This window comes from Allobosea sp. GW822-FHT03F07, assembly GCF_058801345.1.
Genome location: NZ_JBXAND010000014.1, coordinates 13,984 through 38,111, shown reverse-complemented (window position 1 = coordinate 38,111; position 24,128 = coordinate 13,984). Strand labels below are relative to the sequence as shown.

Annotated in this window: 27 protein-coding genes; 12 read left to right on the top strand and 15 right to left on the bottom strand. The window is 66.9% G+C overall.

The window, feature by feature from the left end; all coding sequences use genetic code 11:
- The first annotated feature begins 2 nt into the window (after nucleotides 1–2).
- On the top strand, nucleotides 3–293 hold the full coding sequence (locus AC1RMY_RS24500) for a 4a-hydroxytetrahydrobiopterin dehydratase (RefSeq protein ID WP_492869055.1): 291 nt from the start codon (nucleotides 3–5) through the stop codon (nucleotides 291–293).
- 35 nt (nucleotides 294–328) lie between these two features.
- On the opposite strand, the gene AC1RMY_RS24495 is transcribed toward AC1RMY_RS24500, so the two are convergent.
- Nucleotides 329–988, bottom strand: coding sequence for an RluA family pseudouridine synthase (locus tag AC1RMY_RS24495; protein WP_492869083.1), 660 nt, complete (start codon nucleotides 986–988; stop codon nucleotides 329–331).
- A gap of 172 nt (nucleotides 989–1,160) precedes the next feature.
- Here AC1RMY_RS24495 and ftsY point away from each other — a divergent pair, with 172 nt between their 5' ends.
- From ftsY to AC1RMY_RS24475, 4 genes are read left to right on the top strand one after another with little or no spacing between them, the layout of a single operon-like run.
- Nucleotides 1,161–2,342: a signal recognition particle-docking protein FtsY gene (ftsY, locus tag AC1RMY_RS24490; RefSeq protein WP_492869053.1), complete on the top strand. Its 1,182-nt coding sequence runs from the start codon at nucleotides 1,161–1,163 to the stop codon at nucleotides 2,340–2,342.
- A complete protein-coding gene (locus AC1RMY_RS24485) occupies nucleotides 2,339–2,989 on the top strand; it encodes a septation protein A (RefSeq protein WP_492869051.1) in 651 nt (216 codons plus the stop codon). Before ftsY ends, AC1RMY_RS24485 begins: the two co-directional genes overlap by 4 nt.
- A 58-nt stretch (nucleotides 2,990–3,047) precedes the next feature.
- A complete protein-coding gene (locus tag AC1RMY_RS24480; RefSeq protein WP_492869049.1) occupies nucleotides 3,048–3,461 on the top strand; it encodes an MbcA/ParS/Xre antitoxin family protein in 414 nt (137 codons plus the stop codon).
- Nucleotides 3,458–4,192, top strand: a complete 735-nt coding sequence (locus AC1RMY_RS24475) for an RES family NAD+ phosphorylase (RefSeq protein WP_492869047.1) — start codon at nucleotides 3,458–3,460, stop codon at nucleotides 4,190–4,192. Before AC1RMY_RS24480 ends, AC1RMY_RS24475 begins: the two co-directional genes overlap by 4 nt.
- Nucleotides 4,193–4,216: 24 nt before the next feature.
- Here the strand turns inward: AC1RMY_RS24475 and AC1RMY_RS24470 are convergent, their stop codons facing one another.
- A complete protein-coding gene (locus tag AC1RMY_RS24470) occupies nucleotides 4,217–5,002 on the bottom strand; it encodes an SDR family NAD(P)-dependent oxidoreductase (protein WP_492869045.1) in 786 nt (261 codons plus the stop codon).
- Between the two features lie 184 nt (nucleotides 5,003–5,186).
- Between AC1RMY_RS24470 and AC1RMY_RS24465 the strand changes: the two genes are divergently transcribed.
- Entirely contained in the window at nucleotides 5,187–5,561 is a 375-nt protein-coding gene (locus tag AC1RMY_RS24465) for a YkvA family protein (protein ID WP_492869043.1), read from the top strand.
- A gap of 3 nt (nucleotides 5,562–5,564) precedes the next feature.
- Here the strand turns inward: AC1RMY_RS24465 and AC1RMY_RS24460 are convergent, their stop codons facing one another.
- On the bottom strand, nucleotides 5,565–6,539 hold the full coding sequence (locus AC1RMY_RS24460; protein WP_492869041.1) for an NADPH:quinone oxidoreductase family protein: 975 nt from the start codon (nucleotides 6,537–6,539) through the stop codon (nucleotides 5,565–5,567).
- Between the two features lie 214 nt (nucleotides 6,540–6,753).
- On the opposite strand from AC1RMY_RS24460, the gene AC1RMY_RS24455 reads away from it, so the two are divergent.
- The 3 genes from AC1RMY_RS24455 to AC1RMY_RS24445 all read left to right on the top strand — a co-directional run bounded on the left by AC1RMY_RS24455 (nucleotide 6,754) and on the right by AC1RMY_RS24445 (nucleotide 9,312).
- On the top strand, nucleotides 6,754–7,359 hold the full coding sequence (locus AC1RMY_RS24455; RefSeq protein WP_492869039.1) for an invasion associated locus B family protein: 606 nt from the start codon (nucleotides 6,754–6,756) through the stop codon (nucleotides 7,357–7,359).
- A gap of 247 nt (nucleotides 7,360–7,606) precedes the next feature.
- On the top strand, nucleotides 7,607–8,830 hold the full coding sequence (rlmN, locus tag AC1RMY_RS24450) for a dual-specificity RNA methyltransferase RlmN (RefSeq protein WP_492869037.1): 1,224 nt from the start codon (nucleotides 7,607–7,609) through the stop codon (nucleotides 8,828–8,830).
- A 5-nt stretch (nucleotides 8,831–8,835) separates the two neighbouring features.
- Nucleotides 8,836–9,312, top strand: coding sequence for a hypothetical protein (locus AC1RMY_RS24445; RefSeq protein ID WP_492869035.1), 477 nt, complete (start codon nucleotides 8,836–8,838; stop codon nucleotides 9,310–9,312).
- Nucleotides 9,313–9,330: 18 nt separating this feature from the next.
- Here AC1RMY_RS24445 and ggt read toward each other — a convergent pair whose 3' ends face one another.
- Nucleotides 9,331–11,100, bottom strand: coding sequence for a gamma-glutamyltransferase (ggt, locus tag AC1RMY_RS24440; RefSeq protein ID WP_492869033.1), 1,770 nt, complete (start codon nucleotides 11,098–11,100; stop codon nucleotides 9,331–9,333).
- A 159-nt stretch (nucleotides 11,101–11,259) separates the two neighbouring features.
- Here ggt and AC1RMY_RS24435 point away from each other — a divergent pair, with 159 nt between their 5' ends.
- The 3 genes from AC1RMY_RS24435 to AC1RMY_RS24425 all read left to right on the top strand — a co-directional run bounded on the left by AC1RMY_RS24435 (nucleotide 11,260) and on the right by AC1RMY_RS24425 (nucleotide 13,459).
- On the top strand, nucleotides 11,260–11,868 hold the full coding sequence (locus tag AC1RMY_RS24435; RefSeq protein ID WP_492869031.1) for a LemA family protein: 609 nt from the start codon (nucleotides 11,260–11,262) through the stop codon (nucleotides 11,866–11,868).
- 101 nt (nucleotides 11,869–11,969) lie between these two features.
- Nucleotides 11,970–12,854, top strand: coding sequence for a TPM domain-containing protein (locus AC1RMY_RS24430; protein WP_492869082.1), 885 nt, complete (start codon nucleotides 11,970–11,972; stop codon nucleotides 12,852–12,854).
- On the top strand, nucleotides 12,854–13,459 hold the full coding sequence (locus tag AC1RMY_RS24425) for a TPM domain-containing protein (RefSeq protein ID WP_492869029.1): 606 nt from the start codon (nucleotides 12,854–12,856) through the stop codon (nucleotides 13,457–13,459). Before AC1RMY_RS24430 ends, AC1RMY_RS24425 begins: the two co-directional genes overlap by 1 nt.
- 7 nt (nucleotides 13,460–13,466) lie before the next feature.
- On the opposite strand, the gene AC1RMY_RS24420 is transcribed toward AC1RMY_RS24425, so the two are convergent.
- The 11 genes from AC1RMY_RS24420 to acnA all read right to left on the bottom strand — a co-directional run bounded on the left by AC1RMY_RS24420 (nucleotide 13,467) and on the right by acnA (nucleotide 24,097).
- Nucleotides 13,467–14,228: a DUF1223 domain-containing protein gene (locus AC1RMY_RS24420; RefSeq protein WP_492869028.1), complete on the bottom strand. Its 762-nt coding sequence runs from the start codon at nucleotides 14,226–14,228 to the stop codon at nucleotides 13,467–13,469.
- A gap of 64 nt (nucleotides 14,229–14,292) precedes the next feature.
- Complete coding sequence (locus AC1RMY_RS24415) at nucleotides 14,293–15,270, bottom strand: lipid A biosynthesis lauroyl acyltransferase (RefSeq protein WP_492869026.1); 978 nt, start codon at nucleotides 15,268–15,270, stop codon at nucleotides 14,293–14,295.
- Between the two features lie 130 nt (nucleotides 15,271–15,400).
- Nucleotides 15,401–16,423, bottom strand: coding sequence for a zinc-binding dehydrogenase (locus AC1RMY_RS24410; protein ID WP_492869024.1), 1,023 nt, complete (start codon nucleotides 16,421–16,423; stop codon nucleotides 15,401–15,403).
- A gap of 15 nt (nucleotides 16,424–16,438) precedes the next feature.
- Nucleotides 16,439–16,723, bottom strand: coding sequence for a type II toxin-antitoxin system RelE/ParE family toxin (locus AC1RMY_RS24405; RefSeq protein ID WP_492869023.1), 285 nt, complete (start codon nucleotides 16,721–16,723; stop codon nucleotides 16,439–16,441).
- On the bottom strand, nucleotides 16,720–16,962 hold the full coding sequence (locus tag AC1RMY_RS24400; protein ID WP_492869021.1) for a CopG family ribbon-helix-helix protein: 243 nt from the start codon (nucleotides 16,960–16,962) through the stop codon (nucleotides 16,720–16,722). Before AC1RMY_RS24400 ends, AC1RMY_RS24405 begins: the two co-directional genes overlap by 4 nt.
- A 59-nt stretch (nucleotides 16,963–17,021) precedes the next feature.
- Nucleotides 17,022–17,768 carry an SDR family oxidoreductase gene (locus tag AC1RMY_RS24395; protein ID WP_492869019.1) on the bottom strand — a complete coding sequence of 249 codons (747 nt, stop codon included), beginning with the start codon at nucleotides 17,766–17,768 and terminating at the stop codon, nucleotides 17,022–17,024.
- A gap of 13 nt (nucleotides 17,769–17,781) precedes the next feature.
- A complete protein-coding gene (locus tag AC1RMY_RS24390; RefSeq protein ID WP_492869017.1) occupies nucleotides 17,782–19,080 on the bottom strand; it encodes a beta-ketoacyl-ACP synthase in 1,299 nt (432 codons plus the stop codon).
- Between the two features lie 10 nt (nucleotides 19,081–19,090).
- Nucleotides 19,091–20,218 carry a beta-ketoacyl-ACP synthase gene (locus tag AC1RMY_RS24385; RefSeq protein WP_492869015.1) on the bottom strand — a complete coding sequence of 376 codons (1,128 nt, stop codon included), beginning with the start codon at nucleotides 20,216–20,218 and terminating at the stop codon, nucleotides 19,091–19,093.
- Between the two features lie 2 nt (nucleotides 20,219–20,220).
- Complete coding sequence (locus tag AC1RMY_RS24380) at nucleotides 20,221–20,688, bottom strand: 3-hydroxyacyl-ACP dehydratase FabZ family protein (protein WP_492869013.1); 468 nt, start codon at nucleotides 20,686–20,688, stop codon at nucleotides 20,221–20,223.
- 175 nt (nucleotides 20,689–20,863) lie between these two features.
- Nucleotides 20,864–21,145 (bottom strand): acyl carrier protein, encoded by a 282-nt coding sequence (locus AC1RMY_RS24375; RefSeq protein ID WP_492869011.1) that lies wholly within the window; start codon nucleotides 21,143–21,145, stop codon nucleotides 20,864–20,866.
- Nucleotides 21,146–21,397: 252 nt separating this feature from the next.
- Complete coding sequence (acnA, locus tag AC1RMY_RS24370) at nucleotides 21,398–24,097, bottom strand: aconitate hydratase AcnA (RefSeq protein WP_492869009.1); 2,700 nt, start codon at nucleotides 24,095–24,097, stop codon at nucleotides 21,398–21,400.
- Nucleotides 24,098–24,128 lie beyond the last annotated feature (31 nt).

Below are 24,128 nucleotides of genomic sequence, written 5' to 3'. Positions count from 1 at the left end.
CGATGCCCAAGCGACTGGCCCCCGAGGCCCGCGAGGAAGCGCTGACCACGCTGACCGGCTGGAAGCTGGTCGAGGGGCGCGAGGCCATCACCAAGCGTTTCGTGTTTCGCGACTTCAACGAGGCGTTCGGCTGGATGACCCGGGTCGCGCTGCTCGCCGAAGCGATGAATCACCACCCCGAATGGTTGAACGTTTATCGCACGGTCGAGGTGACGCTCTCGACCCATGACGCCGGCGGGCTGACCGAACTCGACGTGAAGCTCGCCCGCGCCATCGACGCTTTGGGAAAATAGCTCCGACCTACGAGAGCGATCATCGTGGGACCCAGCTACTCGGCCCAGCCGCAGGCCCGCAGCGCGGCCCGCATATGCTGGGGCGGCGGCGCCTCGATGCGGATCGCCGGCTTCTTGCGGTAGAGCGGAACGGTGATCGCGCGGGCATGGAGCTGCAGGCCCGGGCCGCCCTCGCGCGGGGCATCGCCATAGATTTCGTCGCCCAGCATCGGCCAGCCCGAGGCGGCGCAATGCACGCGGAGTTGGTGGGTGCGGCCGGTGAGCGGTTCGAGTTCGAGCCAGGCGAGTGGGCCGGCTTCGCCCTGGCCGCGCCCGAGCACGCGATAGCGCGTCTGCGAGGGCAGGCCGTCGGGATCGACCTTCATCCACCAACCGCGATCGGGCGCGCGCTTGCCCAGGGACAGATCGATCAGCCCCTCGTTGGTTTCAGGGCTGCCCTGGACGATCGCCCAATAGGTCTTGTCGATCTTGCCATCGCGAAACATCTGGTTGAGCTCGGCCATGGCGCGGGGATGGCGGCCGAGGATGAGGCAGCCGGAGGTGTCCTTGTCGAGTCGGTGCGCCGCTTCCGGCCGCCGTGGCAGGCCAAAGCGCAGCGCGTCGAGATGGTCGGTCAGGACGGGGATGACGCGCCGCTTGGCCTGCGGACCGCGATGCGAGGGGAGGCCCGCGGGCTTGTCGATGACGAGCATCATCGCGTCGCGATAGAGCAGCGCGAATGGCAGCGGCGGCTCTTCGCGTGACGCCAAGGCCTCGCCTGGTCGGGAAATCTCTGGTCGGTCGGGCGTTGTCATGGCATTGCGCTAGCGAAGGCCACCCTGCGGTGCAAGCACGAGAAGCTGCGCGGCAAGGCCACGGGAAGAGTTGATGAGCGAGAACGAACCGAAGAAGCGCGGCTTCTTTTCGAGATTGTTCGGCAGCGAGCCGGAGCCTGCGACGCACGCGATGGTCGTGCCACCGGCGCCTGCTGAGGCTCCGCGCGAGGCCCCGGTCGAAGACGGGCCGATCGCGCCCGACCTGCTGACGGGCGAAGCGGCGCCGCTGCCGATCGCGATGCCGGAGCCAGCTTCCGTGCAAGCCGCGTCGGTGATGGCGCCGGCCGTCGCCGCTCCGCCCGAGCCGAAGCGGAGCTGGTGGCGCCGGCTGACCGAAGGGCTGTCGCGGACATCCTCGGCGCTGACGACCGGGATCACCGACCTCTTCACCAAGCGAAAGCTCGACGCCGGCACCCTCGAGGATCTCGAAGACATCCTGATCCAGGCCGATCTCGGCCTCGCCACGGCCGCCCGCGTCGCCAAGGCGGTGGGCGAAGGCCGCTACGACAAGCAGATCGAGCCGGCCGAGGTCAAGGCGATCCTGGCGCGCGAAGTCGAGGCGATCCTGACGCCGGTCGCGCTGCCGCTTGCGATCGACGCCACGAAAAAGCCGTTCGTGATCCTGATGGTCGGGGTCAACGGCTCGGGCAAGACGACGACGATCGGCAAGCTCGCCGCCAAGTTCCGGGCAGAAGGCAAATCCGTGATGCTGGCGGCTGGCGATACCTTCCGTGCGGCGGCGATCGAGCAGCTCAAGGTCTGGGGCGAGCGGACGGGTGCCGACGTCATCGCCGGCAACCAGGGAGCCGATGCTTCGGGGCTCGCCTTCGAGGCGCTGCAGAAGGCGAAGGCCGCGGGCACCGACGTGCTGCTGGTCGACACCGCCGGGCGGTTGCAGAACAAGGCAGGGCTGATGGATGAACTCGCCAAGGTGGTCCGCGTCATCCGCAAGCTCGATCCGGAAGCGCCGCATGCGGCCTTGCTGGTGCTCGATGCGACCGTCGGCCAGAACGCCGTCAGCCAGGTCGAGGCCTTCCGCGAGACGGCCGGCGTCACCGGGCTGGTGATGACAAAGCTCGACGGCACGGCGCGCGGCGGCATTCTGGTGGCGCTGGCGGCGAAGTTCGGCCTGCCCGTGCATTTCATCGGCGTCGGCGAGAGCGTCGACGATCTGGAGCCGTTCTCGGCGCGCGATTTCGCGCAGGCCGTGGCGGGATTGGGAGAGGCGGCGTGACGAGCGACAATGGAGCAGACACCGCAGAGGCGGTGACGGAACGGGCATTGACCACCCGCAACGTCCACCCGCTGCTCAAGCTGGCGCTCGAATTCGGGCCGCTGGCGATCTTCTTCTTCGCGAACTCCTATGGCGACCGGCTGTTCGGCGTGACGAGCGATCGGCGCATCTTCGTCGCGACCGGCATCTTCATTGCGGCCTCGCTGATCGCGCTCGCGCTGTCGCGGATCCTGATGGGCTATCTGCCACGCATGGCTATCGTGAATGCCGTCGTCGTGACCGTGTTCGGCGGGCTGACGATCGCGCTCGACGACGCCTTCTTCATCAAGGTGAAGCCGACCATCGTGAACGCTCTGTTCGGCTGTGTTCTGCTGGGGGGCCTCTGGTTCGGCCGTTCGCTGCTGGCACTGGTGCTGGAGACGGTACTGCAGCTCGACGAGGCTGGCTGGCGCAAGCTGACCCTGCGCTGGGGCCTGTTCTTCTTCGTGCTGGCAGCTTTGAACGAGATCGTCTGGCGCACGCAGACGCAGGATTTCTGGGTCGCCTTCAAGGTCTGGGGCGTGATGCCGCTGACGATGGCGTTCGCGCTGGCGCAGACGCCGCTGATCCTGAAGCACGAGATCAAGCCGGCCAAGGCCGCCGAATAGCGCGATCTTGCCATTTGGCGTGGTATCTCCCATTTTACGCCAGATGGGAGGTATGGCGATGAGCGCCTTGCTGCATGTCGACACCGCCGCACGGGACTTCGCGCCGGAGCCGATCTCCGATGCGGAGGCGGTGGCGATGCTGCGGGCCGCCGTCAACCTGTTCCGGCTCTGGCGGCTGACCGACGAACAGGCTGCGACGCTGCTCGATCTTCCCCCACGGAGCTACAGCCGGTGGAAAGCGGGGCAGATCGGCCGCATCTCGCGCGACGGCAAGGCCAGGCTCTCGAACCTCATGGGCATCCACAAGGCGCTGCGCATCATCTTCCGCGAACCGCAGCGCGGCTATGACTGGATCCAGTCTGCGAATGCCGACTTCGGCGGCCGCTCCGCGTTGCAGGTCATGCTCGGCGGCGAACTGACCGATCTGATGCGCGTCCGTCGCCATCTCGACGCCGAGCGGGGCGGCTGGTGACAGATGCGGCCGGCATCCCCGTCGCCGAGATCGACTGGCGAGGTGCGGTGCGGATCATCCGGAGCGTGTTTCCGCCGATCGACCTGTTCGAGGACATCGCCGACCCAGCCGACTGGCCGCTCTTGCTCGCTGCCGAGCAGAGGACCAATCCGCGGCTGATGGAATCGGTCGGCAATCTCGACCTGGTGCCGCCTGGGCGGCGGGTGTCCGGTCCCGGTGCGAGCTGGCTCATGGCGCCCTTCACCCATGTCAGCCTGGATCGCCCGAGCCGCTTCTCGGCCGGGCGCTTCGGCGTGCTCTATGCCGGCGAGTCGTTTGGCGTCGCGCTGTTCGAAACGATCCACCATCATTCCCGTTTCATGGCGGCGACACGGCAGCCTCAGGGCTGGACCTCGCAGTTCCGCGAAGTCCTGATGGACGTGAAGGCGAGTCTGCATGACCTGCGCGGACCGGAGGCCGACGCCGCGTGCCTGCTTCCGGATGACTATTCGGCGAGCCAGGCGCTGGGGACAGAACTGCGCGCTGCGGGATCGGAAGGCGTCGTCTATCCAAGCGTGCGGCAACCCGGCGGGCAATGTGTCGGGCTGTTCTATCCGGATTGCGCGGCGAACCCGACGCAGGGACGCCATCTCGATTATCACTGGGATGGCGAGCGCGTGGATCTCTATCGCGATCGCAGCGCCAACACCGTCTACCGCATCGTGCAGGAGGATGACGGGGGAGGCGGATAGGCGAGGCTGCGTGCCGCCTCGTGGCTATTTCGGTGCCATGCGGAGCGCACCGTCGAGCCGGATCGCGCTGCCGTTCAGCATGTCGTTCTCGACGATGCTGCGGACGAGGGCTGCATATTCCGATGGTCTGCCGAGGCGCGAGGGGTGCGGCACCGAGACGGCCAGCGAATTACGGGCTTCCTCGGGCAGGCCGTCGAACATCGGCGTCTCGAACAGGCCGGGCATGATCGTCATGACGCGGATGCCGGCGGATGCGAGTTCGCGGGCGATCGGCAGCGTCATCCCGGCGACGCCGGCTTTCGAGGCGGCATAGGCGGCCTGGCCGATCTGGCCATCCTCGGCCGCGATCGAGGCGGTGCAGATGAAGACGCCGCGGCCGCCATCGGCCGTCACCGGTTCGAGGCCGGCCAGCGCCGCGGCCGATTTCGCGATCACGCGGAAGGTCCCGGTCAGATTGATCGCGACCGCCTTCTCGAACAGGGCACTGTCATGGGCGATCAGCTCGCCCGTCTCGCGCTTCTTCGAGACGATGCGGCGGCCGGGCGCGATGCCGGCGCAGTTGACGACGATCCGGGCGACGCCGTGGGCGGCCCGGGCCGTTGCCAATGCCTGATCGACCGAGGCTTCGCTGGTCACGTCGCAGGCGACGAAGAGGCCGCCGATCTCGGCTGCGACCTTCTTGCCGCGCTCGGCATTGAGGTCGAACAGCGCAACCTTCGCACCCTGTCCGGCGAGCATGCGGGCGGTGGCCTCGCCGAGGCCCGAGGCACCGCCGGTGACGATGGCGGCGATGGAGGAATCGAGCTGCATCGGGCGTGTCCTGATCGTGGCGGGTCCAGAGAAGCGTTTAAGGCGCGGGCGAAGCGGCTCCAAGCGTGTTTATGCGCAGGGCTCTTGTGCGGCGCTTCGGCGGGGCCACATCTTTCGATATTGCGCGCGGATTCCGATCGGGGAATCATGCCACTTTCTTCACTGGCCCTCAGGAGGGGCTGTCATGAGCGACGGTTTCACCTCCCGCTTCACGGCGGAGGAGATGGCTGCGATCCGCAAGAGCCTGCGCGACGAGGCGCGCTTCGGCTCAGAATTCCTCGCCCGGCTGAAGCGCGTGGCGAAGCGGGTTCCCTTTGCCGAGGATCTGCTGGCGGCCTGGATTTGCACGCGCGATCCAGCGACCCCGCGGCGTGTCCGGATGACGCTGCTGGCGGCTCTCGGTTATTTCGTGCTGCCGGTGGATGCGCTGCCCGATATCATGCCGATCCTCGGCTTCACCGACGATGCGGCGGTGATCGCGGCCGCTCTGGCGGCGGTCGCCGGCTCGATCACGCCCGAGCATCGCGAACGGGCCAGGAAGGCGATGTCGGACCTCTGAAATTCAGAAGGTCAGGACGACCTTGCCCTTGGCCTTGCGGTCGCCGATCAGCGCATAGGCTTGCACCCAGCGCTCGAGCGGGATCTCCGCATGGACATGGGCGCGGATATGGCCGCCGGCCGCCCAGCCCAGCAACCGCTCCATGTTGCGGCGTTGGGCGGAGGGTTCGCGCTGGACGAATTCGCCCCAGAACACGCCGCGCAGGTCGCAACCCTTCAGCAGCAGCAGGTTGAGCGGGATTTTGGGAATGGTGCCGCCTGCGAAGCCGACGACGAGATAGCGGCCCTCCCAGGCCATCGAGCGGACCGCGGGCTCGGTCAGATCGCCGCCGACGGTGTCGTAGAGCACGTCGACGCCGCGGCCGCCCGTGAGCCGGCGCAGGCCCGCCCTGATATCCTCGGTGGTATAGTCGATCTCCTCCTGCGCGCCGTGCTCGCGGGCAAGTTCGAGCTTGTCGGCCGAGGAGGCGCAGGCGATGACATGGGCGCCGAGCAAGGCCCCGATCTCGACCGCTGCGAGGCCGGCGCCACCGGCCGCGCCGAGGATCGCGAGCGTCTCGCCGCCTTTCAGCGAGGCGCGCTGGACCAGCCCGTGCATCGCCGTGCCATAGGTCACGAAAAGCCCGGCCGCCTGCGAATCCGTGAGCGAATCCGGCACCCTGACTGCGCCTGCGGCTGGGACGATGACGCGTTCACGGGCCGCGCCATAGCCGAGCCAGGCGGCGACGCGGTCGCCGACATGCCAACCCATGACGCCCTCGCCGACTGCGGCGACCGTTCCCGCGCATTCGGCCGAGGGCGAGAAGGGCAGGGCCGGCTTGGTCTGGTAGCGGTTCTCGATGATCAGCGTGTCGAAGAAGTTCAGCGCGGCAGCCTTGACCGCGATGGCGATCTCGCCGGGGCCGGGCTGCGGTTCGGGAAGGTCGCGGATGACCAGCGTCTCGGCCGGTCCGTGGTTCTCGCAGAGCAGTGCCCTCATCGTCGCGTCACCCGTCGCACTCAAGTCCGCAAGCCGCAGTTCTTACAGCCCGAATGTGCCATGGGCTCCCGGCGAACGAAACAGCCTCGCGGCCGCTGCTGGCATTCGCATTTTCGCCAGGATCGTGACACTCTATGCGCTTGCCTCCCGCCATCGCGCCCACTGAAGGTGTGGTAAAGGCAGTGTTAAGATTTTTAATGACTGATGGCGGTCCATGAATATCTCGTCTTTCCGCTCCGGCGTTGCCGCCTCGCCCCGCCCGACTCTCCTGCTCGCCATGCTGGCAGCCTGCGTGGGCATCGCCCTCACCTCGACGAACGCGACGGCGCAGCGCGCCAAGGCCGCAGCGCCTGCGGCAACGCCCGCCGCGGCCGGCCAGGGCCAGGCGATGCTCCTGGAAACCGCCGGCAAATGGCAGGCCTTCTCCTCGCAGCAGGGCCGTGCCAAGGTCTGCTACGCGCTTTCGAAGGCGGAAAGTCGCCTTCCGGCCAATCTGAAGGATGTAGAAGGCCTGCTCTTCGTCGCGACCCGCCCGACCGAGGGCGTGCGCAACGAGATCAGCTTCGTGCTGAATTTCGACCTCAAGGAAGATGTCGAGCATCAGGCGCTGATCGGCTCCGAGCGTTTCGCGTTGGTCGCCAAGGGCCAGAACATGTGGCTCAAGAATCCGGCCGAGGAGCCGCGCATGCTCGATTCGCTGCGCAAGGGTTCGGCGCTCGAGATCAAGGGCACGTCGAAGCGTGGCAATCCGACCGCTGACAAATATTCGCTCGCGGGCATGAATCAGGCCGTGAAGCGCGCCGAAGACGCTTGTAAGTAGCACGGTTCGGCACTCCGCTTCCGCTCGGAGTTCTTGGGTCATCCCGGACAAGCCGCGCAGCGGCGCCGATCCGGGATCCATTCCGGAGCCTATCGGGATTGGCGTTCCGGAACGGATCTCGGGTCTTTGCTTCGCTGCGCCCGGGATGACGGAGAGGTGAAACAGGCGCGATTTCGCGGCCGGGCGTTCTTGTGCTATGAGCCGCGGACATTCGGGCCTGTGTTGCCCGATCCGAGCCAGAGTTCCGATGACCTTGTCCGTTCTTGAACCCGCCGCGCCAGCGGCCGAACCCGTTTTGCAGCGCCTGTCGCTGGTCGGGCGCACGCGTGCCGGCCTGAACGACGCGCTGGCCGAGATCGGTGTGCCCGAGAAGGAACGGCGCATGCGCGTCGGCCAGCTCTGGAACTGGATCTATCACTACGGCGTGCGCGATTTCGCAGCGATGACGACGATCGGCAAGGGCCTGCGCGGGCAGCTTTCCGAGCGTTTCACGCTCGACCTGCCCGAGGTCACGGCCGAGCAGGTCTCGACCGACGGCACCCGCAAATGGTTGCTCAGGATGGCACCGACCGGCCCGCGCGACCGTGGCGCCGAGATCGAATGCGTCTATATCCCCGAGGTCGATCGCGGCACGCTCTGCGTCTCCAGCCAGGTCGGCTGCACGCTGACCTGCACCTTCTGCCACACCGGCACGCAGCGCCTCGTGCGCAACCTGACGACGGAGGAGATCGTCGCGCAGCTGATGGTGGCGCGCGACCGGCTCGGCGATTTCCCCAACCGCGTCGCGCCGGACGGTGCCTTCGTTCCCAATGATGGCGGGCGCTTCGTCTCCAACATCGTCTTCATGGGCATGGGCGAGCCGCTCTATAATTTCGACGGCGTGCGCGATGCGATCGACGTTATCTCCGACAATGAGGGGCTCTCGCTCGGGCGCCGCCGCATCACCGTCTCGACTTCGGGCGTCGTGCCGCAGATCGGGCCGCTCGGATCCGAGATGGGCACGATGCTGGCGATCTCGCTGCATGCGGTGCGCGACGATCTGCGCAACGAACTCGTGCCGCTGAACAAGAAGTACCCGATCAAGGACCTGCTCGAGGCCTGCCGGACCTATCCGGGCGTCTCGAACGCGAAGCGCATTACCTTTGAGTACGTCATGCTCAAGGGCGTGAACGACAGCGACGCCGAGGCGCGCGAGCTGGTGCGCCTGCTCAAGGGCATTCCGGCCAAGATCAACCTGATTCCGTTCAATCCATGGCCCGGCACCCGCTACGAATGCTCGGATTGGGACCGGATCGAGCGTTTTTCCGAGATCGTCTTCCGCGCCGGCTATGCCTCGCCGGTCCGAACGCCGCGCGGGCGCGACATCCTGGCCGCCTGCGGCCAGCTCAAGAGTGAGACGGAAAAACTCTCCGCGCGCGCGCGGCTCATGCTGGAGCAGGGCGAGGCGAGCGGCGCCGCGGTCGCCGGCTGACCGCCATGCTGCGCTGGCTGCTCTTGATTCCCTTCGCGCTGGTCATGGCGATGGCTGCCGGTCTCGTGGCGATGATGGTCGCCAGCGTCGTCTCGCCCGGCATCGCGCTCCTGATCGGCGGCGGCTTCGAGCGCCTGCTCGATGCGTTGTTCGGCTTGGCCGAGAGCGGCGTCGATCCGGGACCGACCGCCCTCGCGGCCTTCTCCCTGCTGGGGCGGCTCGGCTTTGCGATCATCGTCGCGCCGGTCGTGCTCGTCGCCGTCGCTTCGGAGCTGTTTTCCCTGCGCAGTGGATTGATCCAGAGCGGGCTGACGGGCCTGCTGGCGGCGCTTCTGCCGCTCGCCCTGCTCGGACTGACGCGCACGCCGACCGGTGCCGAGGTCCAGATCATCGGCGCGCTGGTTCTGGTCGGAGCAGCGACGGGCTTCGTCTACTGGCTGATTGCCGGGCGCGGGGCAGGCGGCGAGCGGGCCACCGCCTGATCTGCCGCCTCTGCAGGCTCAATCCCCGATCGCGACGCCCTCCCGGCGCCCATCCGCCCCGCCGATGAAGCCTTCCGGCGTCTTCACGATGGCCTGGATGCCCGAGGTCATCTCGAGCAGGCGGACTTCGTGGCCCTTCGCCTCCAGCGCAGCCTTCCAGCCTTCGGCCTCGGTGCCCTTCTCAAGCTCGGTCGGACCGTTGCGGCTGCCGAAATTGCCGAGATCGACGGCGGCCTGCGGGTCCATCTTCCAGTCGAGCAGCGCCACCAGCGTCTTGGCGACATAGCCGATGATCTGGCTGCCGCCGGGCGAGCCGACGACGGCGTAGAGCCGGCCGAAGGCGTCGAAGACCAGCGTCGGCGCCATCGAGGAGCGGGGGCGCTTGCCGGGCTCGACACGGTTTGCGACGGGCTTGCCGTCCTCTTCAGGCAGGAAGGAGAAATCGGTCAGCTCGTTGTTGAGCAGGAAGCCGCCGGCCGTCATCAGCCGCGCGCCAAAACCGTCCTCGATCGTCGTGGTCATCGAGACGGCGTTGCCGTCGGCATCGACCACGGAGATGTGGCTGGTGCCGTTCTCGATGCCTTCCGAGGGGGCCAGCAGCTGCGCGCGTTTGTTCGGCGGCTCGCCGGGCTTGGCGCGCCCCCTCGAGCGCTCGGGGCTGACGAGGGCTGCGCGCGAGCGGATGTAGTCGCGGTCGATCAGCCCGGCGAGCGGAATGCCGATGAAGGCGGGGTCGGCGAGATAGAGATTGCGGTCGGCGAAGGCGAGACGGCCGGCCTCGGAAAACCAGTGCGCGGCCTCCGCGCCGGCACCGAGGCGGGCGAGCGGCTGTGTTTCGAGGATGCCCAGCATCTGCTGCACGGCGACTGCTCCCGAACTCGGCGGCCCCATGCCGCAGATGCGCCAGACGCGGTAGGCGCCGCAGACCGGCTCGCGCTGCTCGACCCTGTAGGCGGCGAGGTCCTCCAGCGTGATGTCGCCGGGATTGGTCGGGTGGCCGGTGACGGTCACGACGATGTCGCGGGCGATCTCGCCCGCATAGAAGGCGTCAGTGCCCTTCTCCGCGATCGTGCGCAGCGTCGCGGCGAAGGCCGGGTTTCGCAGCGTCGTGCCGACGGTCCTGGCCTTGCCGTCAGTCTCGTAGAAATAGGCGGCGGCGCGGGCGTCCTTCGCGAGGCTCTTCTCGCCGGACAGGAGCCCGTTCAGGCGCGGCGAGATGGCAAAGCCGTCTTCCGACAGCTTGATGGCGGGCGCAAGCACCTGCGCCCAGGGCAGGCGACCCCAGCGGCGGTGAGCGTCTTCGAGCAGCTTGAGCGTGCCGGGGACGCCGACCGAACGCCCGCCCACGACCGCATCGACAAAGCGCATCGGCTTGCCGTCAGGGCCGATGAAGCGGTCGAGCCTGGCGGTGCGAGGGGCAGTCTCGCGGCCATCCAGCGTCACCAGCCGCTTTCCGGCCTCGTCCCAGTGCAGCATGAAGGCGCCGCCGCCGATGCCGGAGCTCTGCGGCTCGACCAGATTGAGCACGAGCTGGATAGCGATCGCCGCATCGGTGGCGCTGCCGCCGGCACGCAGGATGTCGCGCCCGGCGCTGGCGGCCAGCGGGTTGGCTGCCGCAACCATGAAGCGCTGGGCGGTGCCATGCGCTTTGACGGTGCGGCCGGTCGAGGCCTCCGGTGCAGGTGCGAGCGTCTGCGCGCCTACGGGGTTGGCCGGCATTGCTGCGACCAGCAGGGCGAAGGCGAGGAGGCTACGGAGTGGAACGCGATGACCCGGAAAAGAATGCATGGCCCGAACTCCCCGCGGACGATCTCGCCGGCAGAGTAGCGTAAGCGTCGGATCGTGCCACGCCGCATTCGGCAACCCCGCATTCGTCTTGGAGCGGTCGTCGCCGGGCGCTAAGGTCCGAATCCTCGTTTTCCGAGACGCTGCCAAAGGGGCTCCGGCATGTCGCTTGTTCCGTCCACGATCCTTCGCCGCCCTCTTGCCGTGCTGGCGGCTGCCCTGCTTGGGCTGGGGCTGGCCGGCTGCGGCATCAACAACGTGCCGACGCTGGAGGAAAAGGCCAAGGCCAGCTGGGGCGAGGTGCAGAACCAGTATCAGCGCCGTGCCGACCTGATCCCCAACCTGGTCGAGACGGTGAAGGGCTATGCCGCGCAGGAGCGCGAGGTCCTGACCGCGGTGGTGGAAGCGCGCGCCAAGGCGAGCCAGGTCAAGGTCGATGCCTCGACCATCACCGACCCCGTGAAATTCAAGGAGTATCAGGATGCGCAGAACCAGCTCAGCGGCGCGCTTGGGCGGCTGCTCGTGACGGTCGAACGCTATCCCGATCTGAAATCGAACCAGAACTTCCTTGCCCTGCAATCGCAGCTCGAGGGCACGGAGAACCGCGTCGCCGTGGCGCGGCGCGACTACATCCAGGCGGTCCAGGCCTTCAACACGGAAATCCGTACCTTCCCGGGTGTGATCTGGGCGCGCCTGTTCTGGGGCGCCAAGGCGCTGGAGAGCTTCACCTCCACGGCGGGAGCAGAGAAGCCTCCGACGGTGAAGTTCTAAAACGCCCGTTGCTCTCTTCGATGACCAGCAGGCGCGTGAAACGCGGCGAACCCTCTCCCGCGGGGAGAGGGCAGGGTGAGGGGTCGGCCCTTCTGCGCATGATGCGCGACATTGCCGCGTCGTGCCGTCGGCTTGGTGCTTCGCTCGTCCAACAGCCGACACCTCACCCCTACCCCTCTCCTTACAGGAGAGGGGTTCTCCGTCGTGTTTCCGCGTTTCTGTTGCTGCTGTGCTGGAGCGGCCTCGTCCTCGCGGCCGAGCCGACCTATCCCGCTCTCACCGGGCGGATCGTCGACGGCGCCAACCTGATCGCGCCCGAGGCGCGCCAGCGGATCGAAGGCAAGCTCAAGGCGCATGAAGACAAGACCTCGGACCAGCTCGTGGTCGCGACGGTGCCGTCGCTGCAGGACGTCACGATCGAGGACTATGCCAACGGCCTGTTCCGGTTCTGGAAGCTCGGCCAGGCCAAGACCAATAACGGCGTCTTGCTGCTGGTCGCGCCGAAGGAGCGCAAGGTCCGGATCGAGGTCGGCTACGGGCTCGAAGGCGCGCTGACGGACGCTCTCTCCAAGGTCATCATCACCACTGCGGTCGCGCCGAAGTTCAAGGCGGGCGATTTCGCCGGCGGCATTGAAGGCGGAGTCGACGCGATCCTGAGCATTCTCGCGGGGGATGCCGAGGAATGGCAGAGGCGCGCCAGCGTCCGCAGCGACGACACTTCGGTCGTCGAAGTCATTGCGATCATCTTCGTGATGCTGATGATCTTCGTCCTCATCACCGCCTTCATGAACGAATTCCGCGGGAATGGCGGTGTGCGGCGTCATCGGATGCGCGATGGTCGCTGGGTGACGCTGCCACAGAGTTCCGGCTGGAGCACCGGCTCGGGTTCGAGCGGTGGCGGCTGGAGCTCGGGGTCCAGTTCCGGAGGCGGCTTTTCGGGTGGAGGCGGGTCGTCGGGCGGCGGCGGCGCCTCGGGAGACTGGTAATGGACGAGCAGGACCGGGACGCTATTGCCGAGGCCGTGCGGCAGGCCGAGAGCGCGACGGCGGCCGAGATCGTGGTGGTGATCGATCACGCTGCGTCGAGCTATCGGACGGTGCCGGTGGTGATGGCCCTTTCGCTGTCGCTGCTCGTGCCCTGGCCATTGCTGGCTATGACGACGATTAGCGCGCCCCGCATCTTCCTGGTTCAGATCATTTGCGCGGCGCTGCTGCTCGCCGCGCTGCTCTGGTATGGTCGCGGCGGTCGTTTCGTGCCGGGCTTCGTCAAGCGCGGGCGCGCCCATGACGTGGCGCTGCGGGAATTCACCGCGCGCGGCCTGACGCGAACCCGCCAGCGCACCGGCGTGCTGCTCTATGTCGCTATCCAGGAGCGCTATGCCGAGATTCTCGCCGATACCGGCATCGAGGGCAGGGTTGATCAGGCCGTCTGGGACGGGATCATCGAGTCTCTGCTCGTGGCCGCCCGCGAGGACCGGCTGCGGGACGGGCTGGTTGACGCCGTGCGTGCCACCGGGGCGGTGCTGGCGAACCATGCACCGCGTACGCCTGATGACGTCGACGAGCTGCCGAACAAGGTGGTGATTCTCTGAACGCTTGTCAGCGCGGGCTGCGCGAGGCACCCAGAATCGCGCCGGGCATCATGCCGTATTTACCGATCTGCTCGGCCTGAACGATGACGACATAGCTGTCCGCCTCCGGCACCTGCGTCGTGGCGAGCGCTGTGGTCAGCGTCGCCTCCTTACCGTCCCAGTCGCCGATGCGGGTCATGCCGCGCACGACATTGGCGTAGGAGACGGTCTTGCCCTGATTCTCGCCGCGCGTGATCGGCACTGTCACAAGGCGCGTCGTCGCCACGACCCAGACGCCGGCGGTCCGCTCGACGGGGACGTCAAGCGGCGCGAGACGGACCTGCAACGTGCCGGCATCTTCCTTCAGGGAGAGCTTCGTGACGAAGCCCGTGCCCGACGGCTGTTTCACCGCTCGTTCAATCTCTACCCTATCAGAGCCGACGACATGCGAGGCACCGTTGATTACGGCCTGGGGCGTATAGACCTGTCCGTCGCCCCGCGCCTTGGCGTAGAACTTCTGCCGCTTGGCGAAGCTGTCCTTCCCAAGCGTGTCCTTCCAGCCAAGGTAATCCCAATATGTCACGGGCAGCGTCAGGGCGATCATGTCCGGGTTCTTGGACAGTTCGACGAAGAGCGCATCGGCTGGCGGGCAGGAGGAACAACCCTGGCTGGTGAAGAGCTCGATCACCGCCTTGGGCTGCCGGTCCGCAGGATCCGCGCACACGACCGCGCCGCCCAAGACAAGCAGGGCGGCGGTAGCCGAAAAGAGCTGCGCGAGACGGATCATCATTTGAACTCGGCGAGACCTTACATCTCAGGCGTTACCAAAGCGCCCAATCGATCTCACTTGGAAATCACGTTGCCTTGAAAACCGGGGTGTGCGCAACCGCCATGCCAGCTTCGGCGGCTGAGATCGTGATCATGTTGGGTCGCCAGCGCCGGTGCATCCAGAGCCATTGCTCGGGATGCTCGCGAACCCAACCCTCGACCACGGCCGTCATCATCGCCATCGCGCCCTGCACGTCGATCTCGCCCTCGGCGTCGCGCGGCAGGTCGAGCGGGGGCGTCAGCACCAGCCGGAAGCGCTGATGGGGCAGGCGGATGACGCGCACGCCATGCACGGGGCATTCGAAGCGGCGCGCGAACTTGCCGAGGATCGGATTGGTCAGGGCCGGGCGACTCAGGAAGGGTACCACGACCCCGCGGGTGAAATGCTGGTCGATCAGCATGCCCAAATGACCGTTGCGCTCCAGCACGCCCTGCATGGCGAAAGCGGCGCCCTGCTTGGCGGCGGCGAGGCCGCCCATCGCGCCGGAGCGGATCTCGTGGACCACGCTGGCGATGGCCGGGTCGTTGGGGGCGCGGAAGACGGCGGTTGTGTCCAGCCCGTAGGCCTCGGCGCAGATTGCGGGCAGTTCCCAATTGGCGAGATGGGCCGAGAAGATCAGGCCCGGCTTCTCGTCGTCCTTCAGCGCGACGAAATGCTCGATGCCATCGACCTCGACGCGCGAAGGCGCGTCGGGATTGAGATGGTCGTAGTCGAACAGGTCCTTGAGATGGGCGTATTCGGCGGCCGTCCGGCCGAGATTGTCCCAGGCGCCGCGGGCGATGCGGCGTACCTCAGACTCCGGCATATCGGGAAAGGCGGCGCGGATATTGGCGAGCGCGACACGGTTGACCGGGATCAGCGGACTCACGCTCCGCAGCAGCCAGCCGCCGAGATCGCTCGCCCGTTCCGGCCCGAGCAGGCGCAGGAACGCGAACAGCGCCCGGACCACACCGATCATCACAAAGGCACCGGCGCGCCCGGCAAGCAGTTTCAGTCGTCTCAAGATCGGCCCGGCCCCATTTTGCCCGCATGGCCTGCGAGGCCGGGCTGGAGCCGCGACTTGCGGCAGGAACGCGGTTTCGTCAAGTTTTGCCGGCGTCCGGGGTGGTAATCCTGTGTTACGGCACCGCGCTTCAGAACGTCACGATGACCTTGCCGAAGACTTGGCGCCCTTCGAGACGCGCGAGGCCTTTCTCGAAATCTGCGAGCGGAAACACCGAATCGATGACGGGCTTCATGCCGCCGGCCATCTTTTCGAGCGATTGCGCGATGTTTTCGATGCGACAGCCGAAGGAGCCGGTGATGCGGTACTGCTGCTGGAAGAGCTGCATCAGGTTCATCGTCGTCGAGGCGCCCGAGGTCGCGCCGCAGGTGACGAGCCGGCCGCCGCGCTTGAGGCAGAGCAGCGAGCCATTCCAGGTGTCGGCGCCGACATGCTCGAAGACGACGTCGACGCCTTTGCGCTTGGTGAGCTGCCGGACCTCGCCCTCGAAGCGCTCGGTCTTGTAGTTGATGACGTAGTCGGCGCCGAGTTCCTTGGCCTTGCGGCCCTTCTCGTCGTCTCCCACCGTCGTGTAGACGGTGCAGCCGATCGCCTTGGCCATCAGGATCGCGGCCGTGCCGATGCCGGAGCCGCCGGCATGGACCAGCACGGATTCGCCGGGTTCGAGCTTCGCATTGTCGAAGAGCATATGCTGGACCGTACCGAAGCCGATCGGCGCGCAGGCGGCGTCCTCGAAAGACACGCCTTCGGGTGCCTTGATGACAAGGCGCGCCTCGCGGTTCAGCAGCTCGCGCGCGAAGCCGTCGATATGGAAGCCCATGATTCCCGCGACGTTCTCGCAGAGATTGTCGCGGCCTTCGCGGCAGGCCTTGCAGTGGCCGCAGGTGTCGGCGCCATAGGCGGTCACGGTGTCGCCGACCTTCAGGTTGGTGACGCCCTCACCGACGCAGACGATCTCGCCCGAGGCCTCGACGCCGGCCGCCTGCGGCATCTTGCGCTTGGCGAAGGCCATTCCACGAAAACCCCAGACGTCGAGGTAATTCAGCGCGACGGCGCGGATGCGGATCTGAACCTCGCCGGGAGCCGGCGGCGGCGGCGGATCGATCTCCTCAAGACGGAGGTCGCGGTCGCCATGGAGCTGGAGGGAGCGCATGAGAAGTTCAGTCTTTCAAAGGTGTTCTGGCCAAGCTCGCGAGGTATGGAACACTGCCAGGATTTCGATGCGACCATCACGGACGCGATACGGCAGAATATAAGGGATGCCGGACAGGACGAGCTCGCGTGTCCCGTCTTCTCGCCCCGGACGGCCGATGTCTGGATGATCGGCCAGCACCGCAGCGCGACCCTCGACAACAGCGACCATCGCCGATGCTGCGACGCGACTATCACGGGCGACAAAAGCGAAAATCTGATCGATCTCGCGTAGTGCGCGGCGCGTCCAAACGATCTTCACGCGGGCTGAGCCCGGTACTTCGCAAAGACGGCTTCCACCTCTTCTTCAGTCGCAAACTCGCCGCGGTCGGCCTCGGCTATGCCCTCCTTGATCCGGGCAATCTGCCAAGCGTTGAGCTCGACATAGTTCTCGATCGCCTTGGCCGCGAGCCAGTTGCGCGAGCGGTCGGTGTCAGCGGCAAGCGCGTCGAGCTTGGCGAGCATCTCATCTTCGATACGAATCGTGAAGGCAGCCGTCATGACGGTTCACTCCGGTTCGGACCGAACAAATCTAGTTCACTTGTCGCGAAAAGTCGATCTCAGCGATGCACGCCCAGATGCGCGGTCACGCCGCCATCGATCGGGATCACCGTTCCGGTGATGTAGGCGGCGGGCCCGCTCATCAGGAAGGCGGCGAGGCCGGCGACCTCCTCGGGCTTGGCGAAGCGCCCGGCCGGAATCTGGCCCTGCATCTTGTCGCGATAGGCGGCATAGGGCGCCATCATGTCGGTATCGACGAAGCCCGGCGCGATGACGTTGACGGTGACGCCGCGCTTGCCGGTCTCGACCGCGAGCGTCTTGGCGTAGGAGATCAGCGCGCCCTTGGAGGCGGCATAGGCGGCATTGCCGGGGTTGCCGCGCAGGGCCGCGACGGAGCCGATCGCGACGATGCGCCCGGCGCGGGCGCGGATCATGTTGCGCATCAGGCTCTTGGCTAGGCGGGTGAAGGCCCAGAAATTGACCTGCATCGCCGCTTCCGCCTTGTCCTGCACCATCATCGCGGCGAGCGAATCATAGGGCTGGCCGGCATTGTGGACGAGGCCGAAATAGCTTTCGCCTTCGCGCTCCTCGCAGAAGGCGTCGAGCGCCGCCTTGTCGGAGAGGTCGAGCGGGAGGGCGTCGATGCTGCGCCCGGGATGGGCCTGCGCGATCTCGGCCGCCAGGGCGAGGGCCTGCTCACCCGAACTGCGATAGGTGAAATCGACGTCGTGGCCAGCCGCTGCCAAGGCACGCACGATCGCCGCGCCGACGCCCTTGGCGCCTCCGGTGACGAGAATTTTTGTCATGGAAGAACCGGGGTCATACGCGCGCGGGCTCCGCGGTCAGGACGAGGCTGGTGTTCTGGCCGCCGAAACCGAAGGAGTTCGACAGGACGGTCCGCACCGTCGCGTCGCGCGCGACATTCGGCACCACATCGAGGGCGATGGCCGGATCCGGCGTGTTGTAGTTGATCGTTGGCGGAATGCGGCCATGGGCGATGGTCAGGAAGGAGATCACCGCCTCGACCGCGCCAGCCGCCGTCAGGGTGTGGCCGAGCATCGACTTGTTGGAGGACATCGGCAGCTTGTTCATCCGCTCGCCGAAGACGGCGGCGCAGCTCATCGCCTCCATCTTGTCGTTCTCCGGCGTCGAGGTGCCGTGGGCATTGATGTAGTCGACATCGTCAGGCTTCAGCCCGGCATCGGCCAGAGCGTCCTGCATGGCGAGGATGGCCGGCTTGCCGTCCGGGCTCGAGCGGGTGCGGTGGAAGCCGTCGCCGCGCTCGCCGCAGCCAGCGACGATGCCGAGGATGGTCGCGCCACGCGCCAGCGCGTGATCGTAATCCTCCAGAACCAGCGCGCCGGCGCCCTCGCCCATGACGAAGCCGTCGCGATTCTTGGAGAAGGGCTTGGCGGCGGCTTCCGGCGGGTCGTTCTGGGTCGACAGCGCCGATAGCAGCGAGAAGCGGATCAGCGCCTCGGCATGGATCGAGCCGTCGGTACCGATGCAGAGCGCGGCCTCGGTCTCACCACGGCGGATCGCCTCGACGCCCATCTGGATCGCGGTCGCGCCAGAGGAGCAGGCGGTCGAGAGCGAAATCGGCGAGCCCTTGGTGCCGAAGGCGTCGGCGACATGGTCGGCGACGGTTCCGAACAGGAACATCTCGTGCATGGCGCCGAACTTCCGGGAGGCCGCGACCTTCAGCAGGCCGTCATAGTCGACCTCGCCTTCGACGGCTGCGGCCAACTTCTGCTTCTGAGGCCATTCCATCTCGACGGGCGGCACGGCCATGAAGAGCTCGCCCGGAAAATCGCCGGGCTTGCCCAGCCCGCTCTGACCGACGGCCTCCTCGGCTGCCAGCATCGCGAGCTTCTCGGAAAGCTCCGGCGCGGTGAAAGGGCCGTCGAACAGGAAATCGACGGTGCCGCCGATCGTGGTGCGCAGGCCTTGCGTCGGGAAGCGCTCGATCGCGTGGATGCCGGAGCGGCCGGCCGTCAGCGCCTCCCAGTTGGCGTCCTTGCCCTGGCCGAGCGAGGTGACGATGCCGAGGCCGGTGACGGCGACGATCGGGCGGCCCTTGGAGTCGCGGTGCGGGGAGGTCTGGTTGATCGCGTTCATGAAAGCGTCCTCAGGCCGTGACCAGATGGGCTGCGCCCTCGCCGCGCCAGTGGCCGGCGCCCGTCACGACAGCTTCCTTCGCCTGTCCGGCTGACAAGGCGGTGGCTGCAAGCGCGACGGAGATCGGGAAGGCGGCTTCGAGTGTATGGCCGACGAGATCGCCGGTCGCGATGCGACGGGCTTGCGGCAGCGTGGCGAGGGCGGCGGCCTCCTCGGCCGTGATGCCGGCTGCGCCTGTCGCGGCCGAAACGACCAGCGCCCCGCCCGCAACAGGCCGGAGATCGGCGAGCAGGCTGCGAAGATTGGCTTCGACCGTGCCCTGTTGGCGCTTCGAACGGGTGGCGACGACCTTGTCGAGCCTGGCCTGAACGCGGGCGCCGCGTGCGGCGGCGCGCTCGGCCGATTCGAGCACGAGGAAGGCAGACGCGCTGCCGGTGATGAGGCCGGGTGCGTCTTCGCGCTCGAAGACCGGGGCGAAATCGCCCTTGCGCAGAAAGCCGCCGAGTTCGAGCAGCAGCAGCATGTCGCGCCGCTCGGCATTGTAGGAGCCACCGACCAGCATGACCTCCGCCTGCCCGGAGGCGATGCGGGCATGGGCGGTGCGGATCGCGTCGACGCCGGCCTGTTCCTCGCCCATGAAGGTGCGCGAGGCGCCAGTGATGCCGTGGACGATGCCGATATTGCCGGCGAGCAGGTTCGAGAGCTGCGCCAGGAACAGGGTCGGGCGCAGATCGCCCATCAGCCGCTCGTTGAGGAAGGCGCCGGGCGCATTGGCGCCGCGCAGGCCGGTGAGGATGGCGCTGTCGACGGCATGGTCGCGCTCGCCGCCGCCGGCTGCGACGATGACCTGGAGCGTCGCCTTGGCCTCGGCGTCGTCCTTTAATCCGGCGCCGTCGAGCGCGAGGCCGGCCGAGTACACACCGAGGCGCTGCCACGGCTCCATCTGGCGCTGGTCGGATTTTTTCGGGATCTGCCGGTCGAGTTCGAGCGGCTTCAGCGCATGCACGGGAAAGGGGGCGAAGCTCGTCGTGTCGACGACGGGCGCGACCTTGCCGGCGAGCGCGGCCGCATGGACGTCGAGGCCCTCGCCGAGGCTGGAGGCGAGACCGATTCCGGTAATGACGACATCACGCTGCATGATCAGGCCTGTTCCGGGGCAAGGCCGATGGCGGCGAGGCGCGCTTCCATCAGGTCCCGCATGTCGGCGGGGAAGGGCATCAGCCGGAAGCGCAGTTCGGCGTCGCAGATCGGCTTGCCGTCGATCGCGATCTTCGCTTTCGTCGCAGCGTAACCGGAGCCTTCGATCACGAGTTCGGCGGAGATATCGAGCACGGCGTTGGGTTCGACGAAGGTGCGGAAGCGCGCCTTGTCGACCGTCATCAGGAAGGGCATCTGCGTCAGCTTGTTGAGGGCGAGCAGCAGATAACCGGAAGCCTGCGCCATGGTCTCGGTCAAGAGCACGCCGGGCACCAGCGGATGACCGGGGAAATGCCCCTCGAAGACCGGGCTGGCATCGGCCGCAGGCACAGTCGAGCGCGTCACGATGCGCTTCTCGCCTGGCTCGAAGGCCAGAACCTTGTCGATCATGTCGAAATATTCGAGGCGCATGCGCTTCCGATCGTCGATGACGTGCGTCGAAGCCGGCTCCGGCGCCGGCTATCCTCTACCGGCTGATGCAGCAAGGCTCAAGCAGGCCTGCCGCAACGCCAGCGGCCTCCATTTCCGGGACACCGCGGCGGGCATACCGGCATGGAGGCCTAACATGGTCTGTCGGGAGGCTAGATCAAGCGGCCTTGGCGGCGACGAGGTCGTCGATGCGCTTGCAGAGGTTGTCGAGCACAAAATACTGCTCGGCCGGGGCCTTGCCCTCGTTGACTTCCTGCGTCCACTGCTCGAGCGGCAGCTTGATGCCGAAGGCCTTGTCGATCGCGAAGGCGATATCGAGGAAGGCGAGCGAGTCGATGCCGAGATCGGCGATGGCGTGGCTCTGGGGCGTGATCTTCTCGCGAGGAATGTCGCAGGTCTCGGATATGATTCCGGCGACCGTCTCGAAAGTGGCGGACATGCGGGTGCTCCCGTCGTGATGATGGAGGCGGTCGACATCCGGGCGCGGGTGTTAGCCCTGCGCCTGCCCCAAGCCGCCCGCCGAAGGATGACTGCGACGCCCCCTTACACCGCGATCCGCCTCAGGACAACCGTGGTGGCTGGCAAAGGCTGTCATGGCCGGGCTCGACCCGACCGGCCAGTTACATGCTCGTCCTGGCTGCGATTCCCGGGTCCGCGGCTGACGCGGGCCCGGGAATGACGTGACCTGCGCTTACGCGGCGATGCCGCGCAGCACGTAGTGCAGGATGCCCGCGTTCTTGAAGTAGTCGATCTCGTCCAGCGTATCGATGCGGCAGAGGATCGGCACCTTCTTCACCGTGCCGTCGGCGTAGGTGATCTCGGCTTCGAGCATCTGGCGCGGCTTGACCGTCGCGAGACCCTTGATCGAGACGGTCTCGTCGCCCTTCAGGTCGAGCGAGGCCCAGCTCGTGCCCTCCTGCAGGGTGAAGGGGACGACGCCCATGCCGACCAGGTTCGAGCGGTGGATGCGCTCGAAGCTCTGGGCGATCACGGCCTTGACGCCGAGCAGGTTGGTGCCCTTCGCCGCCCAGTCGCGCGAGGAGCCGTTGCCGTATTCGACGCCGGCGAAGATCACCAGCGGCACCTTCTCCTGCTGATAACGCATCGAGGCGTCGTAGATCGGCAGCTCTTCCTTGCTGGGATAGTGGATGGTGTAGCCGCCCTCGCGGCCGTTCGGGCCGAGCATGTGGTTGCGGATGCGGATATTGGCGAAGGTGCCGCGCATCATCACCTCGTGATTGCCGCGACGCGTGCCGTACTGGTTGAAGTCCGCGACCGCGACGCCATGCTCTGTGAGATAGGCGCCGGCGGGCGAGGCTGCCTTGATCGAACCGGCCGGGGAGATGTGGTCGGTGGTGATCTTGTCGCCGAACAGACCGAGGATGCGCGCGCCCTGAATGTCGGTGACCGGCGCCGGCTGCTTGCCCATGCCCCGGAAGTAGGGCGGGTTCTGCACGTAGGTCGAGGCGTCGTCCCAGGCATAGGTTTCGCTGGTCGGGGCGTTGACCGCCTGCCAATGCTCGTCGCCCTTGAAGACGTCGGCATATTTCGTCTCGAACATCTGACGGGTGACGTTCTCACGGATGAAGGTCTGGATCTCCTTGTTGGAGGGCCAGATGTCCTTGAGATAGACGTCCTTGCCGTCAGAGCCCTGCCCGATCGGCTGCGTGGTCAGGTCCATCTGGACCGAGCCGGCGAGGGCATAGGCCACGACCAGCGGCGGCGAGGCGAGGTAGTTCGCTTGCACATCCGGCGACACACGGCCTTCGAAGTTACGGTTACCCGAGATGACGGCGCCGGCGATCAGCCCCTTCTCGTTGATGGTCTTCGAGATCGGCGCGGGCAGCGGGCCGGAATTGCCGATGCAGGTGGTGCAGCCGAAGCCGACCAGGTTGAAGCCGAGCTTGTCGAGGTCGGCCTGCAGGCCGGACTTCGCGAGATATTCCGCGACGACCTGCGAGCCGGGGGCAAGCGAGGTCTTCACCCAGGGCTTGACCTTGAGCCCCTTGGCCACGGCGTTGCGGGCGAGCAGGCCGGCGGCCATCAGCACCGAGGGGTTCGAGGTGTTGGTGCAGGAGGTGATGGCGGCGATGACGACGTCGCCATGCCCGAGATCGAAGTCCTCACCCTCGACCTGCACGCGGCGGGCGATCTCGCCGCCCTTCTTGTAGTCCGTGTCCATCGCGGCGGCGAAGCCGGCCTTGACGTCGGAGAGGTTGACGCGGCCCTCCGGGCGCTTCGGACCGGCCATCGAGGGCTGAACCGTCGTCAGATCAAGTTCGAGCGTGTCGGTGAAGACCGGATCGGCCGAGGCAGGGGTCGCGAACAGGCCCTGCGCCTTGCTGTAGGCCTCGACCAGCGCGATGCGGTCCGATTTGCGGCCCGTCGTGGTCAGGAAGTCGATGGTTTCGGCGTCGACCGGGAAGAAGCCGCAGGTCGCGCCGTATTCCGGGCCCATATTGGCGATGGTGGCGCGGTCGGCGAGCGTCAGGTTGTAGAGGCCGGGGCCGAAGAACTCGACGAACTTGCCGACGACGCCCTTCTTGCGCAGCATCTGGGTGACGGTCAGCACGAGGTCGGTGGCGGTGATGCCTTCCTTGAGCGAGCCGGTCAGCTTGAAGCCGATGACCTCCGGAAGCAGCATCGACTGCGGCTGGCCGAGCATCGCGGCTTCCGCCTCGATGCCGCCGACGCCCCAGCCGAGAACGGCGAGGCCGTTGACCATGGTGGTGTGCGAATCGGTGCCGACGACGGTGTCGGGATAGGCGACCTCGACCTCCTTGCCGTCGATGACCTGGTTGCGGGTCCAGACCGTCTGGGCGAGATATTCGAGGTTGACCTGGTGGCAGATGCCGGTGCCGGGCGGGACGACGCGGAAATTGTCGAAGGCGCCCTGGCCCCATTTCAGGAACTTGTAGCGCTCGGCGTTGCGCTCGTATTCGAGCTCGACGTTCTGCGCGAGCGCCTTCGGCGTGCCGAACTCGTCGACGATGACCGAGTGGTCGATGACGAGATCGACGGGCACGAGCGGGTTGATTTTCTGCGGGTCGCCGCCGAGCGCCTTGACGCCGTCGCGCATCGCGGCGAGGTCGACGACCGCGGGAACGCCGGTGAAGTCCTGCATCAGCACGCGGGCGGGCCTAAAGCCGATCTCCTTGCCGGCCTTGCCCTTGTCGTCGAGCCAGGCGACGAAGCCTTCGATATCGGCCTTGAAGACCGAGCGGCCGTCCTCGAAGCGCAGCAGGTTCTCGAGCAGCACCTTCATCGAGAAGGGCAGCTTCGAGATGCCGGCGAGGCCGTTCTGCTCGGCGAGCGGCAGGGAGTAATATTCATAGGTCTTGTCGCCGACAGTCAGTGTCTGGCGGCATTTGAAAGAGTCGAGCGAAGCCATGCGGGCTGATCCTGATCAAGGGGTTGCGGTC